General features: G+C 58.3%; 13 protein-coding genes and 1 pseudogene. 7 read left to right on the forward strand and 7 right to left on the reverse strand.

Annotated elements, in window-relative coordinates; translation table 11 throughout:
* Nucleotides 1–161: 161 nt before the first annotated feature.
* The 4 genes from pcaH (at nucleotide 162) to MT962_RS07655 (ending at nucleotide 3,807) form a co-directional block, all read left to right on the forward strand.
* A complete protein-coding gene (gene pcaH / locus MT962_RS07640) occupies nucleotides 162–902 on the forward strand; it encodes a protocatechuate 3,4-dioxygenase subunit beta (protein ID WP_247365315.1) in 741 nt (246 codons plus the stop codon).
* Nucleotides 899–1,519, forward strand: a complete 621-nt coding sequence (pcaG, locus tag MT962_RS07645; protein ID WP_048887504.1) for a protocatechuate 3,4-dioxygenase subunit alpha — start codon at nucleotides 899–901, stop codon at nucleotides 1,517–1,519. The genes pcaH and pcaG overlap by 4 nt, the downstream gene beginning before the upstream one ends.
* Before the next feature lie 187 nt (nucleotides 1,520–1,706).
* Nucleotides 1,707–2,630 (forward strand): LysR substrate-binding domain-containing protein, encoded by a 924-nt coding sequence (locus tag MT962_RS07650; RefSeq protein WP_024560761.1) that lies wholly within the window; start codon nucleotides 1,707–1,709, stop codon nucleotides 2,628–2,630.
* A 121-nt stretch (nucleotides 2,631–2,751) separates the two neighbouring features.
* On the forward strand, nucleotides 2,752–3,807 hold the full coding sequence (locus MT962_RS07655) for an alkene reductase (RefSeq protein WP_247365316.1): 1,056 nt from the start codon (nucleotides 2,752–2,754) through the stop codon (nucleotides 3,805–3,807).
* Between the two features lie 82 nt (nucleotides 3,808–3,889).
* Here the strand turns inward: MT962_RS07655 and MT962_RS07660 are convergent, their stop codons facing one another.
* The 6 genes from MT962_RS07660 to cybB form a co-directional block, all read right to left on the reverse strand.
* Nucleotides 3,890–4,387 carry a ferritin-like domain-containing protein gene (locus tag MT962_RS07660; protein ID WP_024557509.1) on the reverse strand — a complete coding sequence of 166 codons (498 nt, stop codon included), beginning with the start codon at nucleotides 4,385–4,387 and terminating at the stop codon, nucleotides 3,890–3,892.
* Nucleotides 4,388–4,581: 194 nt separating this feature from the next.
* A complete protein-coding gene (locus MT962_RS07665; RefSeq protein WP_024557508.1) occupies nucleotides 4,582–6,273 on the reverse strand; it encodes a methyl-accepting chemotaxis protein in 1,692 nt (563 codons plus the stop codon).
* 171 nt (nucleotides 6,274–6,444) lie between these two features.
* Complete coding sequence (locus MT962_RS07670) at nucleotides 6,445–7,563, reverse strand: S-(hydroxymethyl)glutathione dehydrogenase/class III alcohol dehydrogenase (protein WP_048887501.1); 1,119 nt, start codon at nucleotides 7,561–7,563, stop codon at nucleotides 6,445–6,447.
* A 34-nt stretch (nucleotides 7,564–7,597) separates the two neighbouring features.
* Complete coding sequence (locus MT962_RS07675) at nucleotides 7,598–7,873, reverse strand: metal/formaldehyde-sensitive transcriptional repressor (RefSeq protein ID WP_024557506.1); 276 nt, start codon at nucleotides 7,871–7,873, stop codon at nucleotides 7,598–7,600.
* Between the two features lie 212 nt (nucleotides 7,874–8,085).
* Entirely contained in the window at nucleotides 8,086–9,411 is a 1,326-nt protein-coding gene (locus MT962_RS07680) for an MFS transporter (protein WP_247365317.1), read from the reverse strand.
* Between the two features lie 135 nt (nucleotides 9,412–9,546).
* Nucleotides 9,547–10,080: a cytochrome b561 gene (cybB, locus tag MT962_RS07685; RefSeq protein ID WP_024557504.1), complete on the reverse strand. Its 534-nt coding sequence runs from the start codon at nucleotides 10,078–10,080 to the stop codon at nucleotides 9,547–9,549.
* A gap of 251 nt (nucleotides 10,081–10,331) precedes the next feature.
* Between cybB and MT962_RS22225 the strand changes: the two are divergent.
* From MT962_RS22225 to MT962_RS07700, 3 genes and pseudogenes are all read left to right on the forward strand, one after another.
* A pseudogene (locus MT962_RS22225) lies at nucleotides 10,332–10,484 on the forward strand (PsiF family protein); the annotation flags it as partial.
* Complete coding sequence (locus MT962_RS07695; protein WP_235147559.1) at nucleotides 10,479–10,772, forward strand: PsiF family protein; 294 nt, start codon at nucleotides 10,479–10,481, stop codon at nucleotides 10,770–10,772. The pseudogene MT962_RS22225 and the gene MT962_RS07695, both read left to right, overlap by 6 nt.
* 90 nt (nucleotides 10,773–10,862) lie before the next feature.
* A complete protein-coding gene (locus MT962_RS07700; RefSeq protein ID WP_247365318.1) occupies nucleotides 10,863–11,783 on the forward strand; it encodes an alpha/beta hydrolase in 921 nt (306 codons plus the stop codon).
* A gap of 20 nt (nucleotides 11,784–11,803) precedes the next feature.
* Here the strand turns inward: MT962_RS07700 and aldA are convergent, their stop codons facing one another.
* Nucleotides 11,804–13,243, reverse strand: a complete 1,440-nt coding sequence (gene aldA, locus MT962_RS07705; protein WP_247365319.1) for an aldehyde dehydrogenase — start codon at nucleotides 13,241–13,243, stop codon at nucleotides 11,804–11,806.
* Nucleotides 13,244–13,307 lie beyond the last annotated feature (64 nt).

Here is a 13,307-nt window from a genome sequence, read left to right on the forward strand (position 1 = left end):
TACAGCGGCAGTGACGATTAGTGATGCCTTTTCCATTATTCATAACTATCGGTTATGCAAATATCGCTATAAATTCACTTTAATTTAACATTGCGTTTACACAGACTGCCTGCAGGCGATTAAAACAACTTTACCCTGTACCCTGCCTGATGGAGTCCCCTATGAGTGAAAAATGGCCCGCGCGCGAGGTCGTGCACCGCGATTACAATCAACATCCGCCCGCTTTTGCGCCGGGCTATAAAACCAGCGTGCTGCGCTCGCCGCGCAATGCGCTTATCTCGCTGCAAAGCTCGCTTTCCGAAATAACCGGCCCGGTGTTCGGCGAGCAGGATCTCGGCCCGCTGGATAACGATCTCATCATGAATTACGCCAAAGAGGGCCTGCCGATTGGCGAGCGCATCATTGTGCACGGCTATGTGCGCGACGGCTTCGGCCGCCCGATGAAAAACACGCTGGTGGAAGTGTGGCAGGCGAATGCGGGCGGGCGCTATCGTCACAAGAAAGATCAATACCTGGCGCCCATCGACCCGAATTTCGGCGGCTGCGGCCGCGTGCTGACCGACGAAAACGGCTACTATTTTTTCCGCACCATCAAGCCCGGCCCCTATCCGTGGCGTAACCAGGCAAGCGACTGGCGCCCGTCGCATATTCACTTTTCGCTTTCCGGCAACGCCTTCGCCCAGCGGCTGATCACCCAGATGTACTTTGAAGGCGACCCGCTTATCCGCCAGTGCCCTATTGTCCGCACCATTAATAACGACGATGCGGTGCGCACGCTGATTGCCGAGCTGGATACACACGCGGCGGTGCCGCTGGATTGCCTGGCTTACCGCTTCGACCTGGTGCTGCGCGGCCAACGCGCCACGCTGTTTGAAAACCGTACGCAAGGAGCCGCCCGATGAAAGATTATCTGCCGGAAACCGCTTCGCAGACCGCCGGGCCCTATGTGCATATCGGCCTCGCGCCGCACGCGGCGGGGTTTCACATTTTTGAGAAAAATTTCAACCACGTGCTGACCAACAGCCATACCGAAGGCGAACGCATCGTTATCGAAGGCCGGGTGATTGACGGCTCGGGCACGCCGGTGCGCGACGTGCTGCTGGAGCTCTGGCAGGCTAATGCCGCCGGGCGCTATAACCACCCGGCGGATTTACAGCACGAAAAGGCGCTCGACCCTGATTTTCGCGGCTGGGGCCGTACCTGCTCCGATTTCGACAGCGGCGTCTGGCGCTTTGAAACGGTCAAACCAGGCGCGGTAACGGGGCGCGACGGGCGCATCATGGCGCCGCATGTCAACCTGTGGATTGTGGCGCGAGGGATAAACATCGGGCTGAACACCCGCATGTACTTTTCTGATGAGCAGGCGGCGAACGAAAAAGATCCGGTACTTAACCTGATTGAATGGGAAGTGCGCCGCAACACGCTAATCGGCGTCCGCGAGCAGCGCGGCGGCGAGGTGGTTTACCGCTTTGATATTCATCTGCAGGGCGAAAAAGAGACGGTCTTTTTCGACGTCTGACCCTTCACCCGGGCGCGCCCTTCGCGCGCCCTTTCTGTTTTCTTATTACGGCATATGGACATCTGCCCTGTTTCAGGCGCCTTGATGTTGAAAATAATGGCCTATTGTTAATATTATTTTGCTAGCAAGTTATCAAAATTAAACAACTTATCTTGTCACGCTTCCCGCTCTGTTTTTAACATCAGCTATGGAAAAAAATGGTCTATTTAATCAGCGCATTCGCTTGCGCCATCTTCATACCTTCGTGGCCGTCGCACAGCAGGGAACTCTGGGGCGCGCGGCAGAAACCCTCAACCTGAGCCAACCTGCGCTTTCCAAAACGCTTAATGAACTTGAGCAGCTCACCGGCACCCGCCTGTTTGAACGCGGCAGGCTCGGCGCGCAGTTAACGCTGGTCGGCGAGCAGTTTCTCACCCACGCGGTGAAGGTGCTCGACGCCCTGAACCATGCAGGCCAGGCGCTGACCCGCAAAGAGAACGACAGCGTCGACGTGGTGCGCATCGGCGCGCTTCCCACCGCCGCCCTTGGCATTCTTCCCGCCGTGATCGGCCAGTTTCACCAGCAGCAGAGCGATATTACCCTGCAGGTCGCCACCATGAACAACACCATGCTGCTGGCGGGACTGAAATCGGGCGAGCTGGATCTGGGCATCGGGCGCATGTCGGACCCGGAACTGATGAACGGGCTTAATTATGAGCTGCTGTTTCTCGAGTCGCTGAAGCTGGTGGTGCGCCCAGGCCACCCGCTGTTGAACGATAACATTACCTTAAGCCGGGTGATGGAGTGGCCCGCCGTGGTGTCACCCAAAGGCACCGTGCCGCGCCAGAACGCCGAAACGCTGCTGGCAAGCCAGGGCTGCCGCTTACCCGCCACCTGCATTGAAACGCTTTCCGCCTCGCTCTCACGCCAGCTCACCGTGGATTACAACTACGTCTGGTTTGTTCCTTCCGGCGCGGTAAAAGAGGATTTGCGCCAGGGAACGCTGACCGCGTTGCCGGTTCCCACCCAGGGGGCGGGCGAGCCTATCGGCATCCTGACGCGGGTGGACAGCCCGCTCTCCAGCGGCGCGCAAACCCTGCTGGCTTCGATTCGCAAATCCATGCCTGTCTGAGCGCGTGTATGACGTAAGGGCATAATTAAGCGCATAAAGTGCTAATTCCCTGCCCTTGCGAATTGCTGCGCAATAACGCATTAATGACCGAACCGCATTATTCCTGACAGGAGAATTTGTTATGCCTTCGCTGTTTGATCCCGTAAAGATAGGCGCGCTTGAGCTGAACAACCGCATCGTGATGGCCCCGCTCACCCGCATGCGCGCGGTGGATGAGCGCTCGCCGGGCGAAGTGACCAAAGAATATTACGTGCAGCGCGCCAGCGCCGGGCTGATTTTCACCGAAGCGACCTCCGTTACGCCGCAGGGCGTGGGTTATCCCAATACGCCGGGCATCTGGTCTGAAAAGCAGGTTGAAGCGTGGAAAGAGATTGTCGAGGCGGTGCACGCCAAAGGCGGCAAAATCGTGCTTCAGCTCTGGCACGTAGGCCGCGTTTCCGACCCGGTCTTTCTTGACGGCGAAAAGCCGGTCGCGCCGAGCGCCATCGCGCCGGAAGGCCATGTTACCACCGTGCGCCCTAAACGCCCCTACGGCGAGCCGCGCGCGCTGGAAACCGAAGAGATCCCGGGCATTGTGGAAGATTTCCGCAAAGCGGCTGTCAACGCGAAGCGCGCTGGCTTCGACGCCATCGAAGTGCATGCCGCCAACGGCTATCTTTTCGACCAGTTTTTGCATGATGGCTCTAACAAGCGCACCGACCGCTATGGCGGCAGCATTGAAAACCGCGCCCGCTTTCTGCTGGAAACGGTCGACGCGCTGCTTGGCGAATGGCCTGCCGACCGCCTCGGCGTGCACCTGAACCTGATGTCGAACTCCTATTCGATGGAAGACTCGCAGCCAGCGGCGCTTTTCGGCTACGTGCTGGAGCAGCTCAATCAACGCCGTCTCGCCTTTATCTTCGCGCGTGAAGCGCTTGATTTCCCGAACCGCATCGGCCCGCAGATCAAAGCTAAATTCCAGGGCGCATGGATTGCCAACGATGGCCTGACCAAAGAGAGCGCCGAAGCGCTGATTGAAAAAGGCGAAGCGGATGCCGCCGCCTTCGGCAAGCTCTATATTGCCAACCCCGATCTGGTGGAGCGCTTCTCGCAAAACGGGCCTTATAACCCGCTTAATGCCGACACGATCTATTCGCCAGGCGCAACGGGTTACACCGATTACCCCGCGCTGGCTTAATGAGCGTTGAAAAAGCAAAAACCACTCCCGAAGGAGTGGTTTTTTTTTACGCTACAGGATAGCGGCTTAACCCTTTTTAGCCTTATTTAGTCGAGGCTTTAGTGTTTACGCCAGCCTCCGCAATGGTCGTCAGCTTGCCGTCGGTTGATTTTTCTTCCGCCAGGGTTTCGCCAAGCAGGTTTTTCGCTTCGGTGTAACCCAATTGTTCCGCCAGGGTGCAGAGCGTACCGTACGCGGCGATTTCATAGTGCTCCACTTTCTGCGCGGCGGCGATCAGGCCCGCATCGCGCACCGGCCCTTTTTCGATTTCATCGATAACTTCCTGGCCTTCTTCAATCAGCCCTTCCATCGCCACACATTTGATACGACGCAGTTTCAGCTCCGGCACGCTTTCAACCACTTTATCGATACGTTCAATCTGGCCATGGGTTTCTTCAAGGTGCATTTTGAAGGCTTCGGCTAATTTTTCATCTGACGCGGCGCGCGCCAGTTTCGGCAGCGCACGGGTAATCTGTTTTTCGGCGCTGTAGGTGTCTGAAAGTAAATGAACGAAAAGGTCTTGAGCGGTTTTAATCTGCATGTCGTTGTCTCCGTTAGTTATTTCAGAATGTCATATCCAGACCCTGATAAGCCTGGACGATGAACCCGGAAATAAGCCAGGCGGCAAAGGCAGAAAACGTTGCAGTATATTCCTAAAGTAAAAAAAGTCGCCCCGAAGGGCGACAAAAGTCAGCCTGCCGATGGCTAAGGGTGATCGGCAGGTTTACGCTCTGTTCAGAAGGTCTCCCAGTTATCCCCGCTCGCTAACGCCGGGCGGGGCGCCGCTGCCACCGGACGCGGCTCAACCGGCGCAGCGCGCTGCCCGACAGCCGGAGCGCTTTGACGCAGGCGGAAGGCGCCAACCGCCTCATTCAGGCGAGCGGCCTGCTCTTCCAGCGACACGGCGGCGGCGGAGGCTTCTTCCACCAGCGAGGCGTTTTGCTGCGTCACGTTATCCATTTCAGCGATAGCCTGCGCCACCTGCTCGATGCCACGGCTCTGTTCGTCCGACGCGGCGGCGATTTCCAGCATGATATCGGTGACGCGCTTCACTGCTTCGACAATGCCTTTCATGGTATCGCCTGCGTGCACCACTTCCGTGGAGCCTTTATCAATCAGCGCCACAGACTCGCTGATAAGCCCTTCAATCTCTTTCGCCGCCTGGGCGCTGCGGCTCGCCAGCGTGCGAACTTCGCTTGCCACCACAGCGAACCCGCGTCCCTGTTCGCCGGCGCGGGCGGCTTCCACCGCGGCGTTTAACGCCAGGATGTTGGTCTGGAAGGCGATGCTGTTAATTACGGCGGTAATTTCAGAGATTTTCTTCGAACTGGCGGAGATATTGCCCATTGTGGTCACCACGCCGGAGACGATACGTCCGCCGTCGCTTGCCTTGCCGGAGGCGTCTTCGGCGAGCTTCGTGGCGTGATGCGCGTTATCGGCGTTCTGCTTCACGGTGGCGGTGAGTTGCTCCATGCTGGCGGCGGTTTGCTCAAGCGCGGCCGCCTGCTGCTCGGTGCGCGAGGAGAGATCGGTATTGCCGGCGGAAATTTCGCTGGTGCCCTGATAGATAGCGTTAGCGCCTTCACGCACGGTGCCGACTGTTTTTACCAGCGAGCGCTGCATCAGTTGCAGATGCTCGCTCAGACGGCCAATTTCGCTGCGCCCGGTCGGCTCTTCCGGCAGCGTCAGGTCGCCGCTGGCGATGGTTTCAATGCGGCTGGCGGCGTGCTGGAGCGGCTTAATCACAATGCGGCGTAATACCACGAACGTCAGCAGCGTCATCACCAGCGCCACGGCGAACGCGCCAGCCATCATCATGACGCTAAAGTGGGTGCGTTTCGCCGCCTGATCGCTCAGCGCCTGTACCCGCTCGGAACGCAAGGCCACCGCTTTTTGCAGCACGGCGCTGTAGTCCGTATCAAGCTGGCGGGCATGTTCGTTTTCATGGTTAATGATAGCCTCGAACATGCCGTTTTTAGCGAACTTCAGCATCGGCTGCAAACCTTGCAGATAGGCGTCGAAACGCGTTTTCAGGTCGTTATCCAGCGCGTCGCCGGTCTGCTCCTGCCGCGCCTGATAGCTGGAAAACCCCTGACGGGCGAGCTTGATATTCTTTTCCGCATCGCTGATGTTGCGACGCATATCGTCCATTTCCGCCACGCGGCTGGCGGCGCCCGCGTGGATCATATTGATGCGCGCAGTGCGCAGCAGGCTGGCGCTGTCGGCAAGCCCGCTTCGCACCTGAATCTCTTCTTTTACATCATTAAGCGCGCTGTCGCTCTGGACGAGGAAATACCCCGCCAGCCCTACGCAGAGCGCGAAAAGCAGCAAGATGCCGCCAAGAATGGCTGAGAACAGCGGAACCAGCCGGATATGGTGCCAGAAACTCAGGACGTCCGTTTGTTGCTTTGTTGTCGTTTTAGTCATGGCCAGTTTTCTCTTGTGTGTAGGTCAGGAATAAGCCTTTAAGAGAACCATCGGCAGAGCGCGGCGAAGGGTTAGTGCGAAGATCGCTACCTGGCTCACAGATTCACTATTTGCGTCCGGAAACGGCGCAAAAAAAAGCGGCGCAACGGCCGCTTTATCATTAAAGAGAATTTATTCGTCGCCGAAGTGAATCACGGTGCGAATCGATTTGCCTTCATGCATTAAATCAAACGCCTCGTTGATTTGCGAAAGCGGCAGGCGGTGGGTGATGAACGGATCAAGGCGGATTTTGCCCGCCATGGCGTCTTCTACCATGCCCGGCAGCTGGCTGCGGCCTTTTACGCCGCCGAATGCGGAGCCGCGCCAGACGCGCCCGGTCACCAGCTGGAACGGACGGGTGCGGATCTCCTGACCTGCGCCCGCCACGCCGATAATCACGCTCTCGCCCCAGCCCTTGTGGCAACATTCCAGCGCCGCGCGCATAACGTTAACGTTGCCGATGCACTCAAAGCTGAACTCCACGCCGCCGTCGGTCATCTCGACAATGACCTCCTGAATCGGCTTGTCGTAGTCGTTCGGGTTAACGCAGTCGGTCGCGCCCATTTCGCGCGCCAGCGCGAATTTAGACGGGTTGGTATCGATGGCGATAATACGCCCCGCTTTCGCCTGCACCGCCCCCTGAATAACCGCAAGGCCGATGCCGCCAAGACCGAAGACCGCAACCGTATCCCCCTCTTTGACTTTCGCCGTGTTATGCACCGCGCCGATACCGGTGGTGACGCCGCAGCCCAGCAGGCAGACTTTATCCAGCGGCGCTTGCGGGTTGACCTTCGCCAGCGAAATTTCCGCGCAGACGGTGTATTCGCTGAAGGTGCTGGTGCCCATATAGTGATACACCGGCTCGCCGTTGTAGGAGAAACGGGTGGTGCCGTCCGGCATCAGCCCTTTGCCCTGGGTGGCGCGCACCGCCTGGCAAAGGTTGGTTTTGCCAGACTTACAGAACTTACATTCGCCGCATTCAGCCGTATAGAGCGGAATAACGTGATCGCCAGGCTTCAGGCTGGTGACACCTTCGCCCACTTCCACCACAATACCGCCCCCTTCGTGGCCGAGCACCGCCGGGAAGACCCCTTCCGGATCGTCGCCGGAAAGCGTAAAGGCATCGGTATGACAGACGCCGGTGTGGGTGATTTTCACCAGCACTTCGCCCTTTTTCGGCGGCGCGACGTCAATCTCAACAATCTCCAGCGGTTTGCCGGGACCAAATGCAACTGCTGCACGTGATTTCATACTTGTCCTTTTCCGTTCGAGTGGATGGTCATTGTTATTTTAGATAGGCGCGCAGAAGCTGGCCGATTTCCGCCATGCGCTCCGCGCGCTCGGCGCTGGTCGTGTCGCCGCTGACCAGCTCGTCTTTCAGGTGGATTTCCACCATCTCGCCCATCAGGCCGTTCGCGGCGCCGCGCACGGCGGCAATCTGTTGCAGAATGGCAAGACAAGGTTCGCCCGCCTCCAGCGCCCGCTCCAGCGCCTCGGCCTGGCCGCGAATGCGGCGCACGCGGGTGAGAATACGTTTTTTATCTTCAGGGGAATGCGGCATCAGACGCCTCCATATACTATAGGGGGGTATGGTATATCACGCTATTATGCTGTGTAAACCTGAAGTGACGTACAGGCTGTTTAATCCGGTGGCTGCATAAGTAAAAAGATCACGCCTTGACGGCGCTTTAGGAAGCCGAAGCTGTAGCCAGAGCTTTAACGGCGGCCTGAACCCCGGCAGCAAAAAAGCGCCCGCAGGCGCTTTTTTTTTGTTTATCGCCGCAGCGGTTGACCCGCCGTCTCTTTCGCCCGCATCACCGTCAGGAAGGTTACCAGCGCCGCGCCCATGACGTAAAACGCCGGTGAGAAGGGATTGTCGGTGGTGGTAATGAGGTAAGCCGAAAACCAGGGGGTGATGCCGCCGAAAAAGGCGACCGCGAAGTTGTAGGCTATCGACATGCCGCCGTAGCGCACGCCGGTGGGAAAAAGCTCCGCCATCGCCGCGCTGCAGGCGCCGTCGAAGGCGGCGATAAACGCGCCGAGCACCAGCATCGCCAGCATGGCGGAGAGCATATCGCCCTGCGCCATCACCATCATCGCGGGCCAGGTGAAGAGAATAAACCCGCCGCAGCCCGCCAGCATTAACGGCTTGCGCCCGAAGCGGTCCGAGAGATAGCCCATAAACGGCACCATCACGGCGATAGCGAACAGGCCGAGGGTGGTAATGGCGTAGGAATCAAGCTTGCTGAAATGGAGCTCCGTTGAGAGATAACCTGGCATAAACGTTTGCAGCGTCCAGTGACCCACCGCTTTGATAACCACAAACCCCACGCAGAACAGCAGCGCCCGCCAGGCGGACGTCACCGCCGTGCGCAGCGGCGCCTGCGCCGTTTTGCCGGCCCGGACGGCGGCGGTGAACTCCGGCGAGTCCTCAAGCCGGGTGCGCAGATAAAGCCCCACGGCGCCGAGCGGCCCGGCAATCAGAAACGGAATGCGCCAGCCCCATTCGTTCATCGCCGTTTCGCCAAGCGAAGCCGTAAGCAGAAAAACCAGGCCGGAGCCGGCAACAAACGCCATAAAGCCAAAGTTGTCTATCCAGCAGGTGAAATAGCCGCGCCGCCGCGCGGGCGCGAATTCGGCAAGATAGGTGGTGGCGCCGGAGGTCTCGCCGCCTGCGGCGAACCCCTGCACCAGACGGGTGATCACCAGCAGCGCTGGTGCCAGCAAGCCCACCTGCTGCCAGGTGGGAAGCAACCCCATGACAAAGGTAGCCCCCGAGGTGAGCAGGATGACGTTCGCCAGCACTTTTTGGCGCCCGATCCTGTCGCCGAGCGATCCGAACCACAGCCCGCCGAGAGGACGCATCACAAAGCCCGCGCCAAATACTGCAAATGAGGAGAGCAGCGCAGCCGCCGGGCTGCTCGACTGGAAAAATTGCATGCCGATGATGGCGGCCAGCGTCCCGTAAAGGCCGAAGTCAAACCACTCGACAAAATGGCCAACGCCGGTCGCCAGCAAGACCTTACGCAGCCTGCGCGCCTCATGCGCTTCTTCCTGCATCGCTACCTCTGTTACCGGACGTTGAATCGACTGCGCCATAGCTCCCCCGCTCACCTGAGTGTTTCTATAATAGATATAGTTGTAGGCCGAACGGAGCGGACTTCACGAATGCGCAGTGCGCAAAGTGTGAACTGCAATGGAAAATATGTTCAAAAAAGAGACAGAGCGTCCATTTTACCGGCTGCGTTTACCGGGCATCATGCGCAGCAGCGTATTGTCGCGCCAGAAATAGTGGTGCACCAGCGCCGCCCCGGCATGAAGCGCGACCACAAAATAGCTGCTATTGGCGATAAATGCGTGAATCGCCCGCAGCTGCATTTCGACATCTTCATCCCCTTCCGCCGCCACCGGCATGCTGACGCCAAAAGCGAACCATTCGCGTCCGCCATAATATTTCGCCGCCACGCCGAGCAGCGGCAGCGCGATAAACATCAGGTAGAGAATCACGTGAACGAGATGAGAAAGGCCGGTATAGAGCGCTTTTGGCTTCGGCTCAATTGGCGGCTCAGGGTATTTCGCCCGCAGCAGCAACCGGCTCACCATCAACACCAGAATGGCGATACCGCAGCTAAAGTGGGTATAGATAAAAATACGGCCTACGCTTCGCGGCACCAGCCCGCGTAACTCAATAGCGCTGTACGCGACCACCACCAGTAAAAAGACCAGCCAGTGAAGTGTAATTTGCGATGAGGTGTATTTGCTGCGCATAAGAAAATCCTGAACCAAGGCGAGGATTGCCTCACCATAACGGGAGTAGATTAAGAATTCATTAACTTTATTTGGATAATCCCCTGTAAATGAATAAGTTTTGCACCTGAAAACGCGCTTTTTCCGACAGTGAGTAAACTACTATCAGGCGCCGGTAAAAAAGAAATCAGAAATCAGCAAATCGCTTTTTTGCCATCGCGCCCCGATCCTGTGCCCCTCAACATAAAAAGGACGACATAATGAAACTCACCATGACAACGACGTTTCTGGCCACGCTGCTGTGCGCAACGGCGCTGCATGCGGCGGAAAAGTCCGTTACGCCGCAGCAAAAAAGAATGCAAGACTGTAATACTCAGGCCGTAACCCAGTCGCTTTCCGGCGACGATCGTAAAACCTTTATGAGCAATTGCCTGAAAAACAGCGCCGCGGCTAAGGTGGAAAAAAGCGTCAACCCTCAGCAGCAAAAAATGAAAGACTGCAACGCCCAGGCCGCCAGCCAGTCGCTCTCCGGCGATGCCCGTAAAACCTTTATGGGCAACTGCCTGAAAAACAGCCCCACAACCCCCGATGAAAAACCGATGACGCAGCAGCAGAAAATGAAAGACTGCAACGCTCAGGCGACCAACCAGTCGCTCTCCGGCGATGCCCGCCGAACCTTTATGAGCGGCTGCCTTAAAACGGTGACCGATTAGTGACATAAAACCCGCCTCGCGCGGGTTTTTTTCTGCGTCATCGCGCGCATGCGTTATCTTTAAAAGACCTTATCGTAACGGCAAAAGCCTATGACAGAACTCTCCGACCGTATGGCGCAGGCCGTCGCCCACGCCGACACGTTTCCCGTGTGGCCTGACGGCGAAGCGCCTGGCGCGCGGCAATCGCACGCCCATTTTACCCTTGAAGAACAACACACCGGCGAAACGCTGCTCGACCGGGCCGTGACCGGCGTGCGCGCCCCGCAAATCACGGTTTACCAGCCTGATGAACCGAATGGCATTGGACTGCTGGTCATGCCGGGCGGCTCGTATCGTCGCGTTGTGCTGGATAAAGAAGGCAGCGCGCTCGCCCCCGCCTTTACCGACGCGGGATATACGCTTTTTGTCATGACCTATCGTCTGCCCGGCGACGGCCATGCCGAAGGGGCAGATGCGCCGCTTGCCGATGCGCAGCGCGCGCTAAGGCTGGTGCGCCACCGGGCGGCGGAGTTTGGCGTCACGCCTGAAAAAATCGGCGTTCTGGGGTTCTCAGCAGGCGGCCATGTGGCGGCAAGCCTCGCCACCCGCTATGACGAGGCGATCAGCGCGCCGCTTGATGACATTGACCACCTGAGCGCCCGCCCGGCGTTTCTGGCCCTCGGCTATCCGGTCATCTCCATGACTCCGGCCATTGCGCATGCCGGGTCTCGCCAGCAACTGCTGGGCGAGGATCCCGATAGCGTCCACATAAAACGTTATTCGCCAGAACAATCGCTGCCGGAGGCGATGCCGCCCGCGTTTCTGTTTCACGCCGTGGACGATCCTTCGGTGAAAGTGGAAAACAGCCTGGCGATGTTTAGCGCGCTGCGTGAAAAAGGGGTGGCCGCCGAGCTGCATCTTTTTGAGGAGGGCGGCCACGGCTTTGGCATTCGCGATGCCGAAGGGTTGCCCGCCCAGGCATGGCCGCAGCTGCTGATGCGCTGGCTGGCGCGAAAGCTTGAGAACCACTAAGGGGGCCATGCCCCCTTTTATTACGCTTGCAGATACACCACCTGCGTTTGCAGGTATTCATGCAGGCCATGTTTGCCGTCGGCGCCGCCGATGCCGGACTTGCGCCACCCGGCATGGAAACCCTGCATCGCCTCGAAGTTTTCACGGTTCACGTAGGTTTCGCCAAACTTCAGCCCGTTGATGGATTTCATCGCGGTGTTGAGATTGGTGGTGTAAATCGATGAGGTCAGCCCGTAGTCGCTGTCGTTGGCCATCTTTAGCGCCTCGTCGAGCGTATCGAACGCCACCACCGGCAGCACCGGGCCGAAGGTCTCTTCATGCATGATGGACATCTGCTGGTTGACGTCCACCAGCAGCGTAGGCGGGTAAAAGTACCCTTTGCCTTCCGCCGCTTTGCCGCCAAAGACCACTTTCGCCCCTTCGCTCACCGCCTTCGCCACTTTTTGCTCCACGCGCTCCAGCGCCGCGGCGTTGATAAGCGGCCCCATCGCGACATCATTACGCTGCGCCGGGTCGCCAAAGGTCACCGCTTTCATGGCTTCGCCAAGCTTGCTGACAAAGCGGTCATAAATGCCTTTTTGCACATAGACGCGCTCGGCGCAGTTGCACACCTGCCCGGTGTTGATAACGCGGGAATCGACAATCGCTTTCACCGCAAGCTCCAGATCCGCGTCGTCCATCACAATCGCCGGCGCTTTACCGCCCAGCTCAAGGCAGACTTTGGTGATGTTCCTGGCCGCCGCCGCCATGATCTTTTCCCCGGCTGCAACGCTTCCGGTCATGCTGACCATCGCCACTTTCGGGTTGCCCGCCAGCTCCTGTCCTACCGTTTCGCCGCGCCCGAGCACCAGGTTGAACACCCCTTTCGGCAACCCCACCTGATGAACGATCTCCGCAAAGGCGATGGCGTTGTTTGGCGTAAATTCGCTCGGTTTAATCACAATGGTATTGCCGGTCACCAGCGCCGGCGCGAGCTTGCGCGCTATCAGGAAGAACGGGAAGTTCCACGGCAGGATGCCGGTGGTGACGCCGAGCGCGCGTTTGAATACCAGAATATTTTCGCCAGGGCGGTCGCTCTGGATAATTTCGCCCTCGTAACGGCGCGCCCATTCCGCCATGTATTCCAGATAATCCGCCGTGAAAGCCACCTCCACTTCGGCCAGCTGCTGCGTTTTTCCGCCTTCAGCAACAATCATGGCGCTGATTTCCCCGGCCCGCTCGCGGATGCCGGCGGCGATTTTGCGCAGCCACCCGGCGCGCTCAATGGCGGGCAGCGCTTCCCACGGCGCCTGTGCCTGTTCAGCCGCCTCGATAGCCTTACGCGCATCCTCCGCCGTGCCGTCCGGGATACGTGAAATCACCTCTTCGGTGGCCGGGTTAATGACATCAAGCCAGTTATCGCCCTGCCAGTTGACGAACTGGCCATCGATATACATCGGGTGTTGCACAGGTAGTGTCATGCCTTACTCCCTTGTCAGGTTATTGATGTGTGTTAGAAGTAAACAGTTTGTTAAAAACTAAACG

It is taken from the genome of Franconibacter sp. IITDAS19, assembly GCF_023079515.1.
Taxonomy (GTDB): Bacteria; Pseudomonadota; Gammaproteobacteria; order Enterobacterales; family Enterobacteriaceae; genus Franconibacter; species Franconibacter pulveris.